This is a genomic window from Prevotella vespertina (genome assembly GCF_009728485.1).
Lineage (GTDB): Bacteria > Bacteroidota > Bacteroidia > Bacteroidales > Bacteroidaceae > Prevotella > Prevotella vespertina.
In genome coordinates, this window is record NZ_VVIQ01000005.1 from 43,841 (window position 1) to 65,418 (window position 21,578).

A 21,578-nucleotide genomic window follows, 5' to 3' on the forward strand; every position below is an offset into this window, starting at 1 on the left:
GTTCTACACGTTTGTATAACGAATTATACAAACGTGTATAATCAATTATACAGACGTGTATAATTCGTTATACAAACGTGTAGAATATCGGACTCTAACTTAAAGTAGGATCGCAGTCTAAGTATAAGTATGATGGATGATTAAGTATAAGTACGATTGTAGTTTAAGTATAAGTTCATTTGACGATTAAAGTAGGATATAAATAACGACTAAGTTATAATATAAATAATGGTAAAAGTAAAGTACAAAGGTAGAAGTATGAATGTAACAATGATAGTTGTTTTTGCCCTCATCCTCTTGACAGGTTGTGGGTATGTTGGTTGGCACGTTTGGCAATTATTGCCCTTGAGTAATGTTGGTAAATGGGTGATAACAGGAGCGTTGCTCCTCTGTTTCCTTAGTCTTTTTGCCCACTTCTTTATAGATCGGTTGTCGATGTCAGTTGCAACAATACTTTACGAAGTGGGCAACTCATCCCTCTTCATTGGTTTGTATCTGATCATGCTGTTCCTCATTCTCGATTTAGGGAAAGTTGCACATCTCGTTCCGCCCACCTTTCTGCGCAATAGTTGGGTAGGGACGACTTCGGTGCTTGTCATCATCGTGGGGCTGTTCGTTTATGGTTATCTGAATTACTTACATAAAGAGCGTGTGCCATTGACTTTAAATTCAGCGAAGACAATGCACAAACAACATCGAATAGTCATGCTTACGGACTTGCACTTAGGTTATCATAATCGTGTGAAGGAGTTCCGTAAATGGATTGACAAAGTGAATGCTGAGCATGCGGAGGCGATACTTATAGCTGGAGATATTATTGATGGAAGTATTCGTGCATTACTTGATCAGAATATGGCTGCGGAGTTTAAGAAACTTAATGCACCCGTCTATGCTTGCCTTGGTAACCACGAATATTATAGTGGAGAGCCTCGTGCAAAGCAATTTTATAAGGATGCGGGGATTCATTTGCTGATAGATGATCATGCGCTTGTACCTCTGACTGATGGTGATACTTTGCTTGTTGTGGGGCGTGACGATAGAACAAATAGGCGTCGTGCTAGTCTATCGACGTTGTTGCAAAAAGCACCAAAGGGCTACTATACCATTCTGATGGATCATCAGCCTTATCATTTGGAGGAGGCAGAGCAAGCTGGAGTTGACTTTCAGTTATCAGGGCACACGCATTATGGTCAAGTTTGGCCTGTTAGTTGGATAGAGGATAGGATCTATGAAGATGCTTTTGGTCCTTTACAAAAGGGTAATACACAGTATTATGTTTCTTCAGGTATCGGTATTTGGGGCGGTAAGTTCCGCATTGGTACACGTTCTGAATATGTGGTGGCCGAGATTAAGTAGAAATGATTAGTTTGAGAGCGTTTATCGATTTTGCTGTTATAACTATCCTTCCTCTTGTACTCGTAATTATTTGCTTATGCGAGTGCTTCTATAAGAGATAGTTATAACAGCAAATAAAGTGAAATTTATAGTTGGGCTACGATAGGGATCTATCAAACTTGAATAAGATAATAGATGCAATAAGAAATCAATCCTCTTCTAAGAATCTCGTGTTTCCTTCAAGTATTTTGTAAATCTTTAATGTACTCTTTATGGTAGGATCATAAAACGAAAAGAGCGGCCTCTTACGAGAACCGCCCTGATGAAAGGAGGAGTGGTACCACCAGGAATCGAACCGGGGACACAAGGATTTTCAGTCCTTTGCTCTACCAACTGAGCTATGGCACCATCATGTCTTTACTACTCATACTTTAGCTATCATTGTTGCTATTTCTGAATTGCGATGCAAAGGTAGTGCTTTTATTTGAGACCTCCAAACCTTTCTAAGGATTTTCCTTACAATTTTAATCCTTTAACAGATAACTTAATTTTCCTTTACTGCCCATCCTTGTGCTTGCAATTCGAACTCATTACCATCACGTGTGATGATATAGTTACCTAGACTTTCCTTTGTAATATAACCTATCTGTTTGATATTCTCTAACTTATCAATCTTCTCATGGTCACCGATTGGGACAGTGAAAAGTAGTTCGTAATCCTCTCCTCCATTTAAAGCCGCAGTTGTGAGATTCATATTGAACTCTTCACAGGTTACTGCTGTTTGATAGTCAATAGGAATATTCTTCTCATAGACCCTACACCCACAGTGGCTTTGTTGACAAATATGCTTTAGTTCGCTAGCTAAACCATCAGAAATATCAATCATTGAAGTGGGGTGGATTCCTGCTTGATGTAGTTGTTGCAAGACATCCCCACGTGCTTCTGGTTTCAACTGTCGGTCAATGAGGTATTCTTTTCCTGCAAAGTCGGGTTGGAAATCATCAATAGCAGCACGTTCTTTCTGTAAGGCTTTCAATCGAGCCTGGTCATTGTTCCGTTGTGCCTCCCTTACCTTATTATTATATTCCTCAACTTGTTGATAGTAGACAGACTTTTCCCTTTCAAGGATTTGTAAGCCCATATAGGCAGAACCCAGATCGCCTGTTACACAAATAAGATCCGTCTCATTGGCACCAGAACGATAGATTATGTCTTCTTTGGAGGCTTCTCCAATGCAGGTGAGATTGATGGCAAAACCAGTATAAGATGATTTGGTATCCCCACCAATAATATCGACGTTCCATTTAGCACATGCCTTATTTAAACCAGCATAGAACAATTCGATATCCTCAACCTTGAATCGTTTTCCTAAGCCTAATGAAACAATGAGTTGACGTGGCTGACCATTCATTGCAAATATATTGCTCATCGTTGCCATAGCTACTTTGTAAGCCAAATGCTCCATATCGATATATGTAAGGTCGAACTGAACCCCCTCCATAAACATCTTTGATGTTACAAGAACCTCCTTATTGGAGTAATTCAGTACGGCAGCATCATCTCCTATGCCCTGTTGGGTGGAGGCGTTTTGGGGGACAATGTTCTTTGTCAGTCTTTCTATAAGACCGAACTTACCGAGATCTTTAATTTCCATTTATTATCAAAAAACTTAGTGATAAATGTTGGACGTTCTTTATCTACACCTTATTATATATATGATAAAGAACGTCCAAGCAATTTTATGTATCTATTATTATGAACGCTTAATCATCTCGCGCATAATCTCTGTCATGTGTGGTTGTGCCATGTTAGCTGCTTCTTGTACTTCCTCATGACTAACTTCAACGGGAACATCAAAGCCACCTAAGTCTGTAATTACACTAATACCAAAGACCTTAATACCGCTGTGACGTGCAACAATAACCTCTGGCACGGTACTCATACCAACAGCATCAGCTCCCATCTTATGATACATGCGATACTCTGCTGGTGTTTCGAATGTAGGACCTTGTACACCCATGTAAACACCATGTACTATACGGATGTTCTTCTCTTTTGCTATCTCGTCAGCCATTTGTATGAGCGTGTGATCATAAGCCTCATGCATATCAAGGAAGCGAGGTCCAGTTGGGAAGTTCTTGCCATGTAAAGGGTGTTCTGGGAAGAAGTTAATATGATCAGTGATAATCATTAAGTCACCAATCTTAAACTCTGGATTCATACCGCCAGAAGCATTAGATACAAATAAGTTCTCAATTCCTAACTCATGCATAACACGTATAGGGAAAGTTACTTGTTTCATATCGTATCCCTCATAGAAATGGAAACGTCCTTCCATAGCCATGATGTCCTTGTCACCAAGCTTACCAAAAATCAGTTTACCAGCATGCCCTTCTACTGTAGATACAGGGAAGTTGGGGATCTCTTTGTAAGAGAATTCATAGCTATCAGTTACCTCTGAAGCTAATTGTCCTAGGCCGGTGCCCAGAATGATGGCTGTTTTTGGACTTGTTGTCATCCTCTCTCTTAGCCAGGATGCTGTTTCTTGAATTTTTTCGTACATAAGAAATTATTTTTTCATTAAATGTCTCTTCTTTATCAAGCATGAATCTAACCTTGATAGGGAGTGTATATATATTGTCTTTTACTTCCTCGGATAACCCCTCTATATCAATAAGTCTTGCTTTATCTTTCTCTGTTGTTATTATTAATTTGGGTTCTTCCATTTGTGCAAAGGTCTCATTAATTTTATTGATATCCTTCGTTGTGAAAGAATGATGATCGGGATAAGATAAGATTGTTAGAGCATTATTTCCTGTATATGTATTTAAATCTAATTCCAAGTACTTAGGAGTTGCAATACCTGCGAGCAATAGTATATTCTTACCTCTGATTTCTGTTAAAGGTATATTTTCTCCTTTCTTAAATATAGGCTCTAAATCACAATAATCAAGAGTTGTGAAGTAGAGTTGCTGGAAAGGGTAGAGTTCCATAGCCTTACTGAGCACTCGATAGTCTATTGGATTAAGACTCTTGGGGCATTTTGTAATGATAACGATGTCTGCCCGATGTTTCCCAGATAAAGGCTCACGAAGTCTACCTGCTGGTAGTAATTTGTCATAGATAATGAGACGATGATAATCCACTAGAAGAATGTTTATACCAGGTTTTACATATCGGTGTTGGAAAGCATCATCCAGTAGAATAACATCCGTATCATTGGTTTCAGGATCAGAAGTTATGTTATCAATACCTTCACATCTTTTCTTATCTACAGCTACATGGATATGAGGGAACTTTGTTTTCATTTGATAGGGTTCATCCCCAATCTCTCTCATTGGTGTGTCAGCATTGGCTAACACGTATCCATGGCTTTTACGTTTATAGCCACGTGAGAGAACTGCTACTTTTACTTTATCTTGAAGGAGTCGGATAAGATACTCGACATGAGGTGTCTTACCAGATCCTCCAACTGTAATATTACCAACAGATATAACTGGTATATCAAAGCTCCTAGTCTTGAGTATATTTAAATCAAATAATTCGTTACGTATGCCCACAATAAGCCCATACAGCCAACTGAAAGGCAATAGCCATTTGTTTATTTTAATGTGGTCGCCTTCCATATACTATTAGTGGATGTTAGGATAATAAGGTAAACGAGCTTGAATAGCACTCTGGTGATTGAGCGTCTTCAATAGTGTGAATGGCTCATAAAGGTCTCCTAAGTTTGCACGTAATTGTTCATCAAGATAATTGTTAGGTGTTGATTCCTGTATTATCTGTTCAAACATACTCTTTTGTGCAGGATAAGAGGCTATACTATGGTTCGATAATTTTGCTAATTGAGCCGCTTTTGTTATGGCTACATCTAATCCTCCTAGTTGGTCAACAAGACCAATCTTCATTGCATCTTGCCCAGAGTAAACATGACCTTGCGCAATCTTCTCTATTTGATTATCAGTCTTCTTACGACCTTCTGCTACACGATGGCGGAAGAGCTTATAACCACGGTTGATATACTGGTTTAAGTATGCCATTTCTTCTTCTGAGAAAGGACGAGCCTGAGTTCCGAAGCCTGAGAACTTATTGGTTTTTACTTCATCAAACTTAATACCAAGTTTCTCTGTTAATAAGCCACTAAAGTCGGGGAACATTCCGAAGATTCCAATAGAGCCTGTAAGTGTTGTTGGTTCTGCCACAATCCAATTAGAAGGAGCTGAGATATAGTATGCACCTGAAGCGGCCATTCCTCCCATACTTACAACGACTGGCTTTTGTTTTTTTAATTCCATTATTTGATGCCAAATCTGTTCTGAAGCATAAGCAGACCCACCACCAGAGTTGATACGAAGGACTACTGCCTTTACGTCTTTATCGTTAGTAAGTTTTTCTAAATCCTTACATACAACTTGTGCATCAATCGTATGACCTTGTGCAAATAGTCCTCCTGCAGCACCATCAACAATGTCTCCGTATGCGTAATAAACGGCTATTTGATTATCACTATTATCATTCTCCTCATCCTCTACACTTTGCATATCGTCAATTGACACTTGGTTAATGTCATCGTCCTTATCAAGACCTAGCTGTTTCTTAACAACAGCCTTTACTTGGTCAGTATAAAGCAAACCATCAACAAGTTTATATTTGAGATAATCTGTAGGTGCTGCAAATGTAATCATACTATCTGCATAAGCATTAAGAGAAGATACGGATATATGACGAGTAGCACTTACATCCTTTGTTATAGTTCCCCATATACTATTCAAGTAAGCAGAAGTTTGCTCACGATTGGCATCACTCATCTTATCGCCCGTAAACATTTCGGTCGCACTCTTATAAGTTCCGACCTTCATCACTTGCATCTTTACTCCGAATTTCTTTAATAAATCCTTTACGAAGACTGGCTGAGACGATAAACCATGCCAATCAATCTGACCTTGTGGATTCAAATATACTTTATTAGCAGAAGAAGACAGGTAATATGTTCCTTGTGTGTAGATATCTGCATAAGTGATAATCCATTTGCCAGACTTTTTGAAGTCTACCAATGCATTCCGTACAGCTTGTAAAGAAGCATAGGAATCAGCAGTGAAAGCACCAGCCTCTATGTAAATTCCCTTAATGTTCTTATTATTCTTTGCCTTGTCAATAGCTGATAGGAGGTTATCTAATCCAATAGTTCCTATCTTTCCTTGCAACTGACTGATTATGTTATTATCTTCACTTCTCTCAGTGAGTTGACCTGACAGATTTAGAACAAGGATAGAGTTGTCTTTTATTTCGTTTGTCGTTTGCGTTGAGGCTATCATACCAATAATTGTGATAAAAGCAAAACACCCCATAATAATACTGAAAAGGAGTGTTCCTACAAACGAAGCAAATACATACTTGAAAAACTGTTTCATAAAGGTATCTAATTGTGGTTTACCATTTGCAAAGATATATATAATAGATGTAACAGCCAAATAATTCAAGATTTCTTAATAACATTGTAGTCAAGAAGAAACGTGTTATTTTCTTAATTTAAGTTCTTTCATAGTCCTAACCCTTTACCTTCTTTCTGAAAAGGGTTAACCTTTCTGTCGAAAAGGGTTGACCTTTTTGGTGGAAAAGGTTAACCTTTTTGGCAGAAAACGTCAACCTTTTCTGGGAAAAAGGTCAACCTTTTGAGAGAAGAGCCTTATAGTACAATAAAACGAGGGTAAGAAAAGTTAGGTTGATGTCCGATTTATAGCATGGTAATTTCCCTATATGGATTATAAATAGTAACTTTGTAGCCGTTTTTTAAAAGCTAAAAGATTGTTTTTTATGGACGAAAATCAGATGGTATCTTCCAAAACGATCCTTCGTAGAAAGTTGGATCTACTCCTAAGGACAGGGCAAATATTAATGGAGAGTTCTGCAGATACAAGTCGTGTAAAGCGTAATATGGAGCGTACGGCGGCTTATTTGGGGCTTCCCAAGGAGAATCTACACATGGAAATCGGCTATTACATTCTTCAAGTGAATGTAAGTGACGAAACTCATAGTTTCTCAAAGATGCAACGTTGTGACAAACACGTCATTAATATGCTTGCTATTCAGGAAGTTTCAAAACTCTCATGGCGAGCTATCCAGGAGGATTACACGCTTGATAAATATGAGGAGGAATTAGACAAGATTGCCAATGGTAGACATTATTATACTGATTGGATGATTGCTATCGGAGCAGGTTTTGCTTGTGGTGGGTTCTGTATTCAATTCGGTTGTGATTGGACGGCATTCTTCTATGCCTCTATTGCCGCTATATTGGGTAATAGACTACGAATGTTCCTCAATCATTCGGGTTCTAACCTTTATGCGAACTTTGCTTTAGCCGCTTTTGTTAGTACACTTATCGCTTGGCTTTCATCTTATTTGTCTACTCCTGGTGTACAATCTGTTTTACCAGAATTTCTCCGTCCAATACTCTATACGTCCACTCCTTGGCATCCGCTTTTGGCTTGTGCATTGTATATCGTACCAGGAGTACCGCTGATTAATGCTGTGAATGATTTATTAGATAATCATATCAACACAGGTTTGGTGCGAGCAATGAATACACTTCTCATAATCGTTGCTATGGCGTTTGGTATTGCAATGGCAATCAAATGTGGAAGTATAGACAACTTTGTGAAAGACTTATCTATGACTCCACATCATAGTTTCGTAGAGTATGCTATAGCTGCGGCTATTTCTGCTATGGGATTTGCCACTATCTACAATATTCCTTATCGCTTAATGCCTTGGATTGCTATTGGCGGTATTATTTGTGTATGCTCTCGTAACTTTATCAATCTTGGTCCAGCAACGGGGAATATAGGATTAGGCATGGGCTTAATCGTTGGTTCGCTTTGTGGTTCTGCGCTTATTTCTATTATCAATATAAAGGCTGTACACATATTGCATACACCGCATCAATGTATTACAATTCCAGCAGTAATCCCAATCGTACCAGGTGTATTGATGTATCGTGCCCTTTATGGTTTCTTGGAGATGCAAGGTGTAGTAGGCGAGGTAACCTTTGCAGTGTTGAATGCAATCAATGGTTCGTTAGTTCTATTCTGTATTGCTTTAGGTGTTGCTATTCCAAATATCTTTGCACGTAAATGGATAACCCCACATCGCAAAGCGAAGTTAGCTCGTATGATAGAGGAACGCCGCCAGCGTGGTAAGTTCGTAGACTTGCATAACTTTGTGGTGGAATAAGTCCTAACCAGTATATAACAAATTTGTATAAGGTTTGCTTCAGGAAGAAGTAAACCTTATTTCTTATAGAGGATTCAGAAAAGTTTTTTGAAACATTTCAGTCTATGGGAACTTACACTCGCTTCATAAGTATAGCACGTTCTTTCGGACTAAATTTCTCGATGGCATAACGTAACATGGTGCGTGGCATATCCGCGCGGCGTTCCATGAGATACGCATAGAGTCGCTCGGGATTCCGTTTGCCAGCTTCACGAAGCATCCAGCCAATCGCCTTGTGCATGAGGTCGTGTGGATGGTGCATCATAAGGTCGCTTAGTGCGTATGTGTCCTCCAGTTGACCTTTGCGGATAAAGGCATAGGTGGAAACGATGGCGATTCGGTTGTCCCATAGAAGTTGGCTTTGTGCTAATTGATAGAGGCGTTCGTGCGATTTGTCAAGCAGGTATTCTCCAATGATAAAACGGCAGGAGAGGTCGACTAAGTCCCAATTATTAATTCTTTCGGTCATGGCGAGGTAGAGGTCAAAGAGCTGTTTGCGAAGTGTTTCATCTTTTTTCTTGCTTTTCTCTACCATGATTAGCAGTGCGCAGAGTCTTACCTCATGCCATTTTGACAACATTAGTTCTCGTATTACATCCAAGGATATATCTTTATGTTGTTTGGCTATAGTGCGGATGTTGGGAACAGTGACACCTAAAAAGAGATCGCCCTCGCCGTATTCCCCTTTCCCTGCTTTGAAGAAGCGTGGGAATACTTCTCTCTTTTCAGCATTTGATAACGCTTGGAGTTCGTCAATAATCATTTTCACTGTTGGGCTTATGCTTTCTGTCATACTTGTATAAATTTGTTTTTGTTGCAAAGATACTACATTTATGTTATGGCTCAATAGAAATTGATGGGGGTTCTTCTATAAATTCTTAATGTCGTATGTGTATGCTGACAGGATGTCAGATATTGTTTTGAATGTTTATATGTATGTTTCTTTGGCATGGTTTTCGTATAAAGCAAAGCGGAACTACTAGTTTAGTAGATAAACAAAAGATTAAAATCTAAAAATATAAAGAGATTATGACAATTAAACCTTTATCAGACAGAGTATTGATTCTTCCTGCACAAGCAGAGGAGAAAGTTGGCGGTATTATTATCCCTGATACAGCTAAAGAGAAACCACAGCGTGGTAAGGTTGTAGCAGTTGGTAATGGTACAAAGGATGAGGAGATGATTCTCAAAGTTGGTGATGAGGTTCTCTATGGAAAGTACGCTGGTACGGAATTAGAGAATGAAGGTGAGAAGTATCTGATGATGCGTCAGAGCGATGTTCTCGCTGTTGTAGAATAAAAAGCCTCTTCCAATCCCAACGAAGGGAGGGATGCCTCCCCCTAACCCCTCCGAAAGGAGGGGAGAGCAGGAATGGAAAGATAGCTTTGAATATCTATTCTAAAGTTCAAAAATCAAACGTTAAAGTTCAAAGTTTAGATATCAAAGTCAATATTAAAGTTCAAAATTCAAAGTAAAAGTAAAATGGCAAAAGAGATAAAATTCAATACAGATGCACGTGAGCTCTTGAAGAGTGGTGTTGATCAGTTAGCAAACGCAGTAAAGGTAACGCTAGGTCCTAAAGGTCGTAATGTTGTTATCGGTAAGAAGTTCGGTGCTCCACAGATAACAAAGGACGGTGTAACCGTTGCTAAGGAGGTGGAACTTGAAGACAACTTCGAGAATGCTGGTGCACAATTAGTAAAGAGTGTAGCTAGTAAGACTGGTGATGATGCTGGTGATGGTACCACAACTGCCACAATCCTAACACAAGCTATCGTAACAGAAGGCTTGAAGAATGTTGCAGCTGGTGCAAATCCTATGGATCTCAAGCGTGGTATTGATAAGGCTGTAGCAAAGGTTGTTGAGCATATCAAGGAATCAGCTGAGGTTGTTGGCGATAACTATGACAAGATTGAGCAGGTTGCAACCGTTAGTGCTAATAATGATCCTGAGATTGGTAAGCTGTTGGCTGATGCAATGCGTAAGGTTTCTAAGGATGGAGTTATCACGATTGAGGAGAGCAAGACCCGTGAGACAAGCATTGGCGTAGTAGAGGGTATGCAATTTGATCGCGGTTATTTATCAGGTTACTTCGTTACCGACACTGATAAGATGGAGTGTGTAATGGAGAATCCATACATCCTTCTCTATGACAAGAAGATTTCAAATGTGAAAGATTTCTTGCCAATTCTCCAGCCAGCTGCTGAGAGTGGTCGCCCATTGTTGGTTATTGCAGAGGATGTTGATTCTGAAGCATTGACAACATTGGTTGTAAACCGCCTACGTGCAGGCTTGAAGATTTGTGCAGTGAAGGCTCCAGGCTTTGGTGATCGTCGTAAGGCAATGCTAGAAGATATAGCTACATTGACTGGTGGCGTTGTTATTAGCGAGGAGAAGGGTCTTTCATTGGATAAGGCTACACTCGATATGTTGGGTACAGCTAAGAAGGTTAATGTATCAAAGGACAATACAACCATCGTTGATGGTGCTGGCGATAAGGATGCAATCAAGGAGCGTGTGGCACAAATCAAGAATGAGATTGCTGCTTCAACAAGCTCTTACGACAAGGAGAAGTTGCAGGAACGTCTGGCAAAGATGGCTGGTGGCGTAGCTGTTCTCTATGTCGGTGCTAACTCTGAGGTAGAGATGAAGGAGAAGAAGGATCGTGTTGACGATGCTCTTTGTGCTACTCGTGCCGCAATGGAAGAGGGCGTTGTTGTTGGTGGTGGTACCACTTACATCCGAGCTCAAGAGGCATTGAAGGATCTCAAGGGCGAGAATCAGGACGAGCAGACTGGTATTAACATTGTTTGCCGTGCTATTGAGGAGCCTTTACGTCAGATCATTGCGAATGCAGGTGGCGAAGGTGCCGTTGTAGTTGACAATGTTCGTCAGGGCAAGGGTGACTATGGTTACAATGCTCGCAAGGATGTTTACGAGGATTTGCGTGCTGCAGGTGTTATCGATCCTGCTAAGGTTTCTCGTGTAGCGTTGGAGAATGCAGCTTCAATCGCAGGAATGTTCTTGACAACCGAATGCCTCATTGTTGACAAGGCTGAGGAAACTCCTGCAATGCCAGCAGCTCCAGGTATGGGTGGAATGATGTAATTTCAGATTAAATCATACAATCAAAAAAGGGAAGATGCTCTGAGAGTATCTTCCTTTTTTTATTTGTTTCTATTTGAAAATAGCTGACTTCTACGTAAAATAGAGGGAATATTGTGCTGTAAAAGTTTTGTTAATCCCTTAATTTTCAGATATAAGTTCAGTATCATCATCATCTTCAGTTGGTGGTACTACACTCACATGAATTCCAACAGGTGGGCTTCCTGCCAATACTGGAGATTCTGTTTGGAGGGCAAATAAAAGTATTTGTGGCTCTAAATAAGTTCTTTTTGTTTCCTTAATTTCCATTTTTGTGTGATATTTAATATGTAATTGACTTTATTTTTGTGGTAATTCCTACAAATAAGTCATTTAAATGTAAACTAAATATTATAATCTAATTAGTCTAATGATTATATTTGTTATCGCTCTTCTTTGTTCAAAATAGTCTAATGTGGCTTTAACTATTTGTTTTTAAAATGAGTTTTAAATCATTTGCAAAGGTAGAAAGAATTTGGAAAACAGCCAAATATTCATAATGAAAATGAGGGAACAAATAGAACGTGTTTATGATTTGTATTTTTTGGTGAAGAGTTATGATGTAAATGGAATATGTCTTTTTGTAATAAAATATAGCAAATTTGATGGTTTGTATTTGCGTTTTTCTGAAAGGCATTGGTGTTTGCTCGGAAATACGAGAAATAGAGAGAAGGAAATGGTTAGGCTTGTAATAGGTTGATTACTAGTAGGTTGTACGGAATGAAGCATTTTGTTGACTGAATTGAATAGTCGAAATATAGGGAAATGGGCTAGTTTTTACCTAAAATGATAGTACTTTTTGCCCAAAACGATAGTACTTTTTACTCAAAACGGAGGTACGATTCAGTCAAAACGGAGGTCGGTTTTGCTCAAAATGGAGGTCAGTTTTGCTCAAAACGGAGGTTGGTTTTACTAAAAACCTATATATTTTTCTAGAAAAAGCTCATTTCGTTTCCTTTTAAAGCTCTGTTACGTTCTAGAAAAGGATATATAGAAAGAATTAAATGTAAGGTTTTTTTATATAGAAAGTTCTATCTTTCAGCTATGTGAGAGGGCTGTTTCTGTTTTGTTTCTTAGTTCTAATAAGATGTCGGAATGGATTGATTTGATTTGCAACAAGTATTTGTGTTGGTATTAACATATTAGGAATGGATTTGAAAAAGACTAAAAACTTCCTACTTTCACGTCCTATATCTAATCTTTTGCTTAACTTTGTGGCATGAAAAGATTAGTCAACTGGAAAGAATTTATAGTACTCTTCATCGTTATTGGATGCTTATATTATATAACGAGGTCGTTGTGGATTACAAGCGGCATCCTTGTTCTTCTTTTGCTTATAGATGGTCTTTTGCGTCAATATGATAATAAAAAGAAGGGCGAGAGGCAGGCGGAAGAGATAAAAAAGAAGCTAGAAGATTAGTTTTAGCTGATGAGATAGGATTCGTTGCCGTAACTTTATAGGATGATCGGATAAGCAATCAATAAAAAGGATGAAGGAATTATTAGAATTGTATAGGACGTGGAAGGGTGCAGAAGCAGTCAATGTGGAGAAACTTGCTGGTGCTGGTAGTAATCGCGAGTATTATCGATTGACAGATGATGCGGGCTCGGCAGTGATAGGTGTTATTGGTACGAGTCGTGATGAGAATCATGCTTTTGTTTATCTGGCGAAACATTTTGAGAAACGTCAGTTGCCTGTGCCTCATGTGTTGGCAGTTACGGCTGATGAAACCTGTTATTTACAGTCGGATTTAGGCTCTGTTTCTCTTTTCGATGCTATACGCGGCGGTCGTGAAGCAGGTGGGCGATACAATCTTGCAGAGCAGGAATTGCTTAGAAGGACTATCCGTGAGTTGCCTAATATACAGCTTCGTGGTGCGCGCGGGCTAGATTTTAGTCAGTGTTATCCACAGCCAGAGTTCGATCAAGAGAGCGTTCTTTTCGATTTGAACTACTTTAAATACTGCTTTCTCAAAGCAACGGAGCTTGATTTCCATGAGTTGAAACTTGAGGCGAACTTCCGAATGTTTGCCAAAGACCTAACGTCCGAGAAGATGGATTCGTTCCTTTATCGTGACTTTCAGGCTCGGAATGTCATGTTAGATACTGCTGGTAATCCTTATTTTATCGACTTCCAAGGAGGGCGTAAAGGACCATTTTATTACGATTTAGCTTCATTCTTATGGCAAGCAAGTGCGAAGTATTCTTTCAAGTTACGTCGTGAACTTGTGTTTGAATACTATCAAAGTTTGAAGAATTATACTGAAGTACCCTCAAAACGTCACTTTGTTAATCGCCTTTCTCTCTTCGTTTTGTTCCGAACGTTGCAAGTGCTTGGGGCTTATGGATTCCGTGGTTACTTCGAGCGTAAGAAGCATTTTATTGATTCTATACCTCCAGCAATACAGAATTTGCGTGACATATTGGCATTAGGCGAAGATGTTTTCCCTTATCCTTATATGCTTGATATGCTGAAACGACTCACACAATTACCGCAATTTGCGCACATTGAGAAGTCGGCGGCTAATAGAACCGATGGATTTAAAACGGCAGAGAAGGATGTTTATCAGGCGAATCCGTTGGATGGTCCTGCTACATTCTCTAAATATGATGGGAAAGGTCCGTTGGTGGTTCGGGTGTTTAGTTTCTCCTTTAAGAAGGGTATTCCCGAGGATACAACTGGTAATGGGGGCGGTTATGTATTCGATTGTCGGAGCACGCATAATCCGGGTCGGTATGAACCCTATAAGAAGATTACTGGTTTGGATGAACCTGTTATTCGTTTCTTAGAGGATGATGGTGAGATACTTGAATTCTTGAAACCCGTTTATCAGTTGGCTGATCATCATGTAGAACGTTATATGCAACGTGGTTTTACGGATCTAATGTTCAGTTTTGGCTGTACAGGTGGGCAGCATCGTTCCGTCTATAGTGCGCAACATCTTGCCGAACATCTCAATAAGAAATATGGCATTGAGGTGCGGATAACGCATAGAGAACAAGGTATTGAGCAAGTATTGGCGGCAAAGTAAGAAGGCTTCAGCCTAACTCCTCCCACCTTTATTATTATAGAATAGCCAAGAAGCAATAAGAACAACGGGAGAAGATTAGGCTTGTGAATCCTTTGTCAACTGAAATAAAAGCCGTAATTTTGCAAATATAAAAGAAAAGCTAATGCAATCAATGATTTTTGCAGCCGGTCTCGGCACTCGTTTGAAACCACTTACTGACACAATGCCAAAGGCGTTAGTAAGGGTAGGGGGTGCGCCACTGCTTGAACATGTAATAAATAGATTGATAGACGCAGGATGCAAGCGTATGGTTGTTAATGTCCATCACTTCGCTAATCAGATTATTGACTATCTGAATATGCATGATTATGGGGTGGATATTCTTGTGTCTGACGAAACAAAGCAGCTCCTTGATACCGGTGGTGGTATCAAGCGAGCTGCTTCGCTTTTTGATGATAGCTTGCCTGTCCTCATTCATAATGTAGACATTCTGAGTAATGTTGATTTGAAGGCGTTCTATCAACATGCCGTAGATAGTAAAACGGATGCACTTCTGTTGGTAAGCCGTCGTATCACGCAGCGTTATCTAGTCTTTAATTCAGATATGCGCCTTGTTGGTTGGACGAATGTTGCTACAGGAGAAGTGAAATCGCCGTATGAGGATGTGCGACAATTACATTTTGTGCAACCAACTGATGATACTACTTCTTATCATCAGAAGGGTCATTATCTCTATGCTTTCTCGGGTATTCATGTCTTAGCTCCCACTGCTATACAGGCGGTTGAGGCTGTTGATGAGGATAAGTTCCCCATAATGGACTTCTATCTTCGTAATTGTGACAAGTTGAATATCTATGGAGAATTGAAGAGCGACCTACAACTTCTTGATGTAGGTAAGCTCGATACACTGCAAGCAGCAGAAGACTTTATTGTAAATTTAGGTTATCAAAGCCCCAAAGCGGAGCAATGATACTTTTTAAAACATATCATCACTAATATGCAACAGAAGATAATCATTTTGGATTTCGGTTCGCAGACAACACAGTTGATAGGTCGACGTGTACGCGAGTTGGATACCTTCTGCGAAATCCTACCTTACAACAAGTTCCCAAAAGATGATCCGTCCGTGATAGGTGTAATCCTTTCTGGTTCGCCTTATTCGGTACATGATGCAGAAGCCTTTAAGGTTGATCTTAGCCAATTCATTGGAAAGGTGCCTGTATTGGGTATCTGCTATGGTGCACAATTCATCTCTTATTCTAATGGAGGTAAGGTGGAACAGACAGGTACACGTGAGTATGGTCGTGCGAATCTAGAGACAATCAATCTTGATAACCGCCTCTTCGCAGATTTTGAAAAGGGCTCTCAAGTATGGATGAGCCATGGTGACACCATTACGGCTATTCCTTCAGATTATGAGATCATTGCTTCTACAGGAGATGTTAAGTATGCAGCCTTTGCCTCAAAGACACAACCTGTATGGGCTGTTCAGTTCCATCCTGAAGTTTATCACTCATTACAAGGAAAGCAGCTCCTGAAGAACTTTGTTGTAGATATTTGCGGTAGTAAACAGGAGTGGAGTGCAGCCTCATTCGTAGAGAGCGCAGTGCAAGAGATTCGCGAGCAAGTTGGTAATGATCGTGTTATCCTTGGGCTTTCTGGTGGTGTAGATTCATCCGTTTGTGCTACCTTATTGAATAAAGCTATTGGCAAGAATCTTACTTGTATCTTCGTTGATCATGGTATGTTGCGTAAGAATGAGTTCCAAAAGGTGATGGATGCTTATAAGGGACTTGGATTGAATGTTATTGGTGTTGATGCTTCAGAAAAGTTCTTTAAAGATCTTGAGGGAGTGAGTGACCCAGAGGAGAAACGCAAGATAATAGGTCGTGACTTTGTTGAGGTATTCAATGCAGAGGCAAAGAAGATTACTGATGCTAAATGGCTCGCACAAGGAACAATCTATCCTGATCGCATAGAGAGCTTGAGCATAACGGGTATGGTTATTAAGAGCCACCATAATGTTGGCGGATTGCCAAAAGAGATGCACTTGCAGCTCTGTGAACCACTTCGTTGGTTGTTTAAAGATGAAGTGCGTCGTGTAGGGCATGAGATGGGAATGCCAGAACGTCTCATTAAGCGTCATCCGTTCCCTGGTCCTGGATTAGCTGTTCGTATTTTAGGTGATATTACTCGTGAGAAAGTTCGTATTCTTCAAGATGCGGATGATATCTATATCGAGAAGATGCACGATTATACATTGCCAGATGGTTCGAGTCTTTATGATCATGTTTGGCAGGCAGGCACCGTATTGCTTTCAACAATCCGTTCGGTAGGAGTGATGGGCGATGAGCGCACCTACGAACATCCAGTTGCTTTGCGTGCTGTTACCTCTATGGATGCAATGACAGCTGACTGGGCACATCTTCCATACGACTTTATGGCAGATGTCTCTAATGAGATTATTCGTAAGGTGAAGGGAGTTAATCGTGTATGTTACGATATCTCATCAAAACCACCTTCGACTATTGAATGGGAGTAAAGACTCTTGCTAAATGGGGAGTGCACTTTTGAATTATAGAAAAGTATCTTAGCTGATTTCCACTTAGTTATAATCATAATTTGAAGGAAGTATTGTTTATAGTTTAGCAAAGGCTATTCTCGAGGATAGCAAAGGCTCTCTCTGAAAGAAGGAGAGTCTCCCTTTTAGGAATAGGAATGATAAAGTAAATCTTTATAAATAAAAAGTCCGAGTCTATCATAGACTCGGACTTCTCATTTATATGATTACTATTACTTTTTCTTAAGTAAGTCTCGAATTTCTGTAAGGAGCTTCTCTTCTGCTGTTGGCTCTGGATCAGGAGCTGGTGCTGCAGGTTCTTCCGCCTTCTTCTTTGAAAGTTTGTTGATACCCTTTACTAGAAGGAATACACAGAATGCAATGATGATGAAATCTAGTGTTGTCTGTAAAAAGTTACCATAATTAATAGTCGCAGCTTCCATCTTCTCTATTCCTGGAAGGTGAACTGCTGGGAGGGTGTACTTAAGATCTGTGAACTTTACACCACCAATCAACCAGCCAATAGGAGGCATGATGATGTCATCAACGATAGACGAAACAATCTTGCCGAATGCGCCACCAATGATTACACCGACAGCCATGTCAACTGCGTTACCCTTAACTGCAAAATCTTTAAACTCTTGAATGAATTTACCCATGATTCTAAATGTTATTAATTTGTTCTTTTATTGATTATATGTTCTTTTTATGTGCTTTGCTACATAGATATTACAAACATGGATTATAGTGTTATCGTTGATTCTATCATGCAACTGAAACGAACCATTTTTTATAATATTTAAACGCAAAGCGACTGCAAAAATAAAAAAAATATTGTATCTTTGCAATCGTAACATAGAATAATGTTCATTAGGAGGTAAAAAGACAACTAGTTTTATAAACTTTTATAAATAAATTAAAGTAAAAATGGTAAATGTAGCTATTAACGGCTTTGGCCGTATTGGTCGTCTCGCATTCCGTCAGATGTTTGAGGCTGAAGGTTATGAGGTTGTTGCAATCAACGACTTGACAAGTCCTAAGATGCTTGCTCATCTGTTGAAGTATGATACCGCTCAGGGTGGTTTCGCTGGCAAGTTCGGCGAGGGTAAGCACACTGTAGAGGCTACTGAGGACTCAATTATCGTTGATGGTAAGGAGATTAAGATTTCTGCTGAGAAGGACGCTGCAAACTGCCCATGGGCTGCTAATAAGGTAGATGTTGTACTCGAGTGTACAGGTTTCTACACATCTAAGGAGAAGGCTTCTGCTCACTTGAAGGCTGGTGCTAAGAAGGTAGTTATCTCTGCTCCTGCAGGTAACGATCTTCCTACAATCGTTTTCAATACAAACCACAAGACTTTGACTGCAGCTGATACTGTTATTTCTGCAGCTTCTTGTACAACAAACTGCTTGGCTCCAATGGCAGCTGCTTTGAATGCATACGCTCCAATCCAGTCAGGTATCATGTCAACAATCCACGCTTACACTGGTGATCAGATGATTCTTGATGGTCCACAGCGTAAGGGCGACCTCCGTCGTTCACGTGCAGGTGCTTGCAACATCGTTCCTAACTCAACTGGTGCAGCTAAGGCTATCGGTCTCGTTATCCCAGAGTTGAATGGTAAGTTGATTGGTTCTGCACAGCGTGTTCCAACTCCAACAGGTTCTACAACAATCCTTGTTGCTGTTGTTAAGGGTAAGGACGTAACTGTTGAAGGTATCAACGCTGCAATGAAGGCTGCTGCAACAGAGAGCTTCGGTTACAACGAGGATCAGATCGTTTCTTCTGATATCATCGGTATGCGTTTCGGTTCTTTGTTCGATGCAACTCAGACTATGGTAAGCAAGATCGACGATGATACTTATCAGGTACAGGTTGTTTCTTGGTACGACAATGAGAACTCTTATACTTCTCAGATGGTTCGTACAATCAAGTACTTCGCAGAGTTGAAGTAATACCAACCGAAAGGTCATCTGCAATTCTCTCTTGCTAGAGAGTTATTGACGGATAAAATATTAGTCCCTGTCAGCTTGCTGGCAGGGATTTTTTTGTTATCTTTGTGACATGAATCATGAACAAGCAAGTGAATTAATGGTTTCGAAAGATAGTCCAGCAAGGCGTATGATAACAATATTAGGTCCTACGGCTTCGGGCAAGACAGATCTTGCAACGCATTTAGCAGCTCGCCTCAATGCTGAAATTATCAGTGCTGATAGTCGCCAGGTGTATCATGGCATGGATATTGGTACGGGTAAGGATTTGGCTGATTACGTGGTTGATGGTCATGTTATACCTTATCATTTGATAGATATTTGTGAACCTGGTACGAAGTATAATCTCTTCCGCTATCAACAAGATTTCCTTGATTGTTATGAGGATATACGAAGTAGAGGAGCATTGCCTATCCTCTGTGGTGGTACAGGTCTCTATATAGAAGCCGTATTGAAAGGTTATAGCCTCTCGCCCGTACCTCAGAATCCAGCCTTACGTACTGAATTAGAGGGTAAGAATCTCGATGAACTTACAAACATATTGGTAGATCTGAAGAGAAGAAATCATTCTGTTATGCACAATAAGACGGATGTTGATTCATGCCAGCGTGCTATTCGTGCGATAGAGATAGAAACCTATAACCTCACAAAGCCGACAGAAGAACGCCTGTGTCCGCCGATTGATTCATTAATAATAGGAGTGGATATTGAACGAGAAGCGCGAAGAGAAAAGATTACTCATCGTTTGAAAACACGCCTTGAAGGGGGTATGGTTGACGAGATAGATGGATTATTGAAGCGTGGCATCCCTGCAGAAGATCTTATCTATTATGGCTTGGAATATAAATTTGTGACGGAATATCTTATAGGAAAATTGTCTTATGATGAAATGTTCCAACAGTTAGAAATAGCTATTCATCAGTTTGCTAAGCGGCAGATGACGTGGTTTCGTGGTATGGAGCGTCGTGGCTTTACGATTCATTGGGTAAATGCTGCGCGGAAGATGGAAGATAAAGTAGAAGAAATATTGAAATTATGGTAGAGGAAGGAAGATGGGGCATTATTTATTGTCCAAAAGGTCGATTGTTTACTAATCCTGTAAAGCGTTGGGAGCAGGCTGAACGTTGTCTGCTAGAACATGGTATACAATATGATATGGTACAGAGCGAGAATCCTCGAGGTGTGGATCGTTTGGTTCGCATGCTGATTAGTAATGGTTACAAGACCATTATCATTTATGGTGGCGATTCGGCACTGAATGACGCAGTCAACTATCTCATGCTCTTAAAGTCTGAAGAGCGTAATCGTATAACGTTGGGAGTTATTCCAAATGGTGTACTGAATGATTTTGCACATTTTTGGGGATTTGATGAGTCACACTTGGAACAGACGATTGCTTGGCTCAAGCAGAAGCGTGTAAGACGAGTAGATATTGGATGCATTCACTATGAAAACAAAAAGAAAGAACGTTGTCGTAGATATTTCCTTAATTGTGTGAACATAGGTATGGTAGCAAATATCATGAGTATGCGTCGTCGTATGCGTCACCTCTTTATTTCTCGCACAATCTCGTTTATCCTCTCATTCTTCCTACTTTTGTTTCAGCGTATGGATTATTTAATGTCATTGAAAATTAATACAGATACTATCAAACAGCGTCTGATGACAGTTTGTGTTGGTAATGCTCAAGGCTATGGACAGACGCCAAATGCTGTTCCTTATAATGGTTTGCTAGATGTTTCAATCGTTTCTCAGCCAAAGATGTTACAAGCAATGGAGGGGATGTATCTTTTATTACGGGACAAGATATTGAATCATCGTAGTGTATTACCTTATAGAACACAAGAATTGAGCGCACAGATAGCTCCGCATACACCAGTCAGTGTTGATGGAAGACTCTTGAATGGTACGCCTGTTGGTACATTTAGAATTAGTGTGGAGAAGGAAGTTATTAACTTTATCATACCGAGTTAATACACCTTATATATTATATAGGTTCTATCTATTTTCTTGCTTTTTATAGAAGGAAATCCTTTTTCCTTTTATGCAAATTATAGGTAGATCCTAATTATTCCTTCAAAAGCTCCTAAGCTTTTCCTAAAAAGCTCTTAAACTTTCTCCAAAAAGCTCTTAAGCTTTCTCTAAAAAGCTCCTAAGCTTTTCCTAAAAAGCTCTTAAGCTTTCTCCAAAAAGCTCCTAAGCTTTCTCCCAAAAGCTCCTAAGCTTTCTCTAAAAAGCTCTTAAGGTTTCTCTAAAAAGCTCTT

The 21,578-nt window shown here is 39.8% G+C and carries 18 protein-coding genes and 1 tRNA gene; 11 read left to right on the forward strand and 8 right to left on the reverse strand.

All coding sequences use genetic code 11. The features are described from left to right. Nucleotides 1-228 precede the first annotated feature (228 nt). Nucleotides 229-1,356: a metallophosphoesterase gene (locus F0475_RS05985; protein ID WP_234422969.1), complete on the forward strand. Its 1,128-nt coding sequence runs from the start codon at nucleotides 229-231 to the stop codon at nucleotides 1,354-1,356. Nucleotides 1,357-1,670: 314 nt separating this feature from the next. Here the strand turns inward: F0475_RS05985 and F0475_RS05990 are convergent. From F0475_RS05990 to sppA, 5 genes are all read right to left on the reverse strand, one after another. Further along, nucleotides 1,671-1,743 (reverse strand) — tRNA-Phe (locus F0475_RS05990). Between the two features lie 136 nt (nucleotides 1,744-1,879). Next, nucleotides 1,880-2,989: a thiamine-phosphate kinase gene (locus F0475_RS05995; RefSeq protein WP_155715904.1), complete on the reverse strand. Its 1,110-nt coding sequence runs from the start codon at nucleotides 2,987-2,989 to the stop codon at nucleotides 1,880-1,882. A gap of 99 nt (nucleotides 2,990-3,088) precedes the next feature. Then, complete coding sequence (locus F0475_RS06000; RefSeq protein WP_155715905.1) at nucleotides 3,089-3,898, reverse strand: purine-nucleoside phosphorylase; 810 nt, start codon at nucleotides 3,896-3,898, stop codon at nucleotides 3,089-3,091. Next, nucleotides 3,783-4,961, reverse strand: coding sequence for a tetraacyldisaccharide 4'-kinase (gene lpxK, locus F0475_RS06005; RefSeq protein ID WP_155715906.1), 1,179 nt, complete (start codon nucleotides 4,959-4,961; stop codon nucleotides 3,783-3,785). The genes F0475_RS06000 and lpxK overlap by 116 nt, the downstream gene beginning before the upstream one ends. A gap of 6 nt (nucleotides 4,962-4,967) precedes the next feature. Then, nucleotides 4,968-6,746 (reverse strand): signal peptide peptidase SppA, encoded by a 1,779-nt coding sequence (gene sppA / locus F0475_RS06010; RefSeq protein WP_155715907.1) that lies wholly within the window; start codon nucleotides 6,744-6,746, stop codon nucleotides 4,968-4,970. A gap of 403 nt (nucleotides 6,747-7,149) precedes the next feature. On the opposite strand from sppA, the gene F0475_RS06015 reads away from it, so the two are divergent. Continuing rightward, nucleotides 7,150-8,568: a threonine/serine exporter family protein gene (locus tag F0475_RS06015; RefSeq protein ID WP_155715908.1), complete on the forward strand. Its 1,419-nt coding sequence runs from the start codon at nucleotides 7,150-7,152 to the stop codon at nucleotides 8,566-8,568. A gap of 112 nt (nucleotides 8,569-8,680) precedes the next feature. Here F0475_RS06015 and F0475_RS06020 read toward each other — a convergent pair whose 3' ends face one another. Next, on the reverse strand, nucleotides 8,681-9,400 hold the full coding sequence (locus tag F0475_RS06020; RefSeq protein ID WP_155715909.1) for a DNA alkylation repair protein: 720 nt from the start codon (nucleotides 9,398-9,400) through the stop codon (nucleotides 8,681-8,683). Nucleotides 9,401-9,636: 236 nt separating this feature from the next. Between F0475_RS06020 and F0475_RS06025 the strand changes: the two genes are divergently transcribed. Next, nucleotides 9,637-9,906: a co-chaperone GroES gene (locus F0475_RS06025; protein ID WP_009434220.1), complete on the forward strand. Its 270-nt coding sequence runs from the start codon at nucleotides 9,637-9,639 to the stop codon at nucleotides 9,904-9,906. A 183-nt stretch (nucleotides 9,907-10,089) separates the two neighbouring features. After that, nucleotides 10,090-11,715 (forward strand): chaperonin GroEL, encoded by a 1,626-nt coding sequence (gene groL / locus F0475_RS06030; protein ID WP_009434124.1) that lies wholly within the window; start codon nucleotides 10,090-10,092, stop codon nucleotides 11,713-11,715. A gap of 138 nt (nucleotides 11,716-11,853) precedes the next feature. Here groL and F0475_RS11730 read toward each other — a convergent pair whose 3' ends face one another. Then, on the reverse strand, nucleotides 11,854-12,021 hold the full coding sequence (locus tag F0475_RS11730) for a hypothetical protein (protein WP_199879793.1): 168 nt from the start codon (nucleotides 12,019-12,021) through the stop codon (nucleotides 11,854-11,856). Nucleotides 12,022-12,970: 949 nt separating this feature from the next. On the opposite strand from F0475_RS11730, the gene F0475_RS06035 reads away from it, so the two are divergent. The 4 genes from F0475_RS06035 to guaA all read left to right on the forward strand — a co-directional run bounded on the left by F0475_RS06035 (nucleotide 12,971) and on the right by guaA (nucleotide 17,304). Continuing rightward, entirely contained in the window at nucleotides 12,971-13,171 is a 201-nt protein-coding gene (locus F0475_RS06035) for a hypothetical protein (protein ID WP_009434160.1), read from the forward strand. Nucleotides 13,172-13,241: 70 nt separating this feature from the next. Then, nucleotides 13,242-14,783: a RapZ C-terminal domain-containing protein gene (locus tag F0475_RS06040; RefSeq protein WP_155715910.1), complete on the forward strand. Its 1,542-nt coding sequence runs from the start codon at nucleotides 13,242-13,244 to the stop codon at nucleotides 14,781-14,783. A 142-nt stretch (nucleotides 14,784-14,925) separates the two neighbouring features. Continuing rightward, nucleotides 14,926-15,732, forward strand: a complete 807-nt coding sequence (locus F0475_RS06045) for a nucleotidyltransferase family protein (protein WP_155715911.1) — start codon at nucleotides 14,926-14,928, stop codon at nucleotides 15,730-15,732. Between the two features lie 27 nt (nucleotides 15,733-15,759). Further along, nucleotides 15,760-17,304: a glutamine-hydrolyzing GMP synthase gene (gene guaA, locus F0475_RS06050; protein ID WP_004383348.1), complete on the forward strand. Its 1,545-nt coding sequence runs from the start codon at nucleotides 15,760-15,762 to the stop codon at nucleotides 17,302-17,304. Between the two features lie 251 nt (nucleotides 17,305-17,555). Here guaA and mscL read toward each other — a convergent pair whose 3' ends face one another. Then, the gene (gene mscL / locus F0475_RS06055) at nucleotides 17,556-17,981 is read right to left on the reverse strand and encodes a large-conductance mechanosensitive channel protein MscL (RefSeq protein ID WP_155715912.1); all 426 of its coding nucleotides are present in this window, start codon (nucleotides 17,979-17,981) and stop codon (nucleotides 17,556-17,558) included. 268 nt (nucleotides 17,982-18,249) lie between these two features. On the opposite strand from mscL, the gene gap reads away from it, so the two are divergent. From gap to F0475_RS06070, 3 genes are all read left to right on the forward strand, one after another. Beyond that, complete coding sequence (gene gap, locus F0475_RS06060) at nucleotides 18,250-19,278, forward strand: type I glyceraldehyde-3-phosphate dehydrogenase (protein WP_009434068.1); 1,029 nt, start codon at nucleotides 18,250-18,252, stop codon at nucleotides 19,276-19,278. A gap of 109 nt (nucleotides 19,279-19,387) precedes the next feature. Further along, nucleotides 19,388-20,356: a tRNA (adenosine(37)-N6)-dimethylallyltransferase MiaA gene (gene miaA, locus F0475_RS06065; RefSeq protein ID WP_155715913.1), complete on the forward strand. Its 969-nt coding sequence runs from the start codon at nucleotides 19,388-19,390 to the stop codon at nucleotides 20,354-20,356. After that, complete coding sequence (locus F0475_RS06070; RefSeq protein WP_155715914.1) at nucleotides 20,350-21,288, forward strand: diacylglycerol/lipid kinase family protein; 939 nt, start codon at nucleotides 20,350-20,352, stop codon at nucleotides 21,286-21,288. The genes miaA and F0475_RS06070 overlap by 7 nt, the downstream gene beginning before the upstream one ends. Nucleotides 21,289-21,578 lie beyond the last annotated feature (290 nt).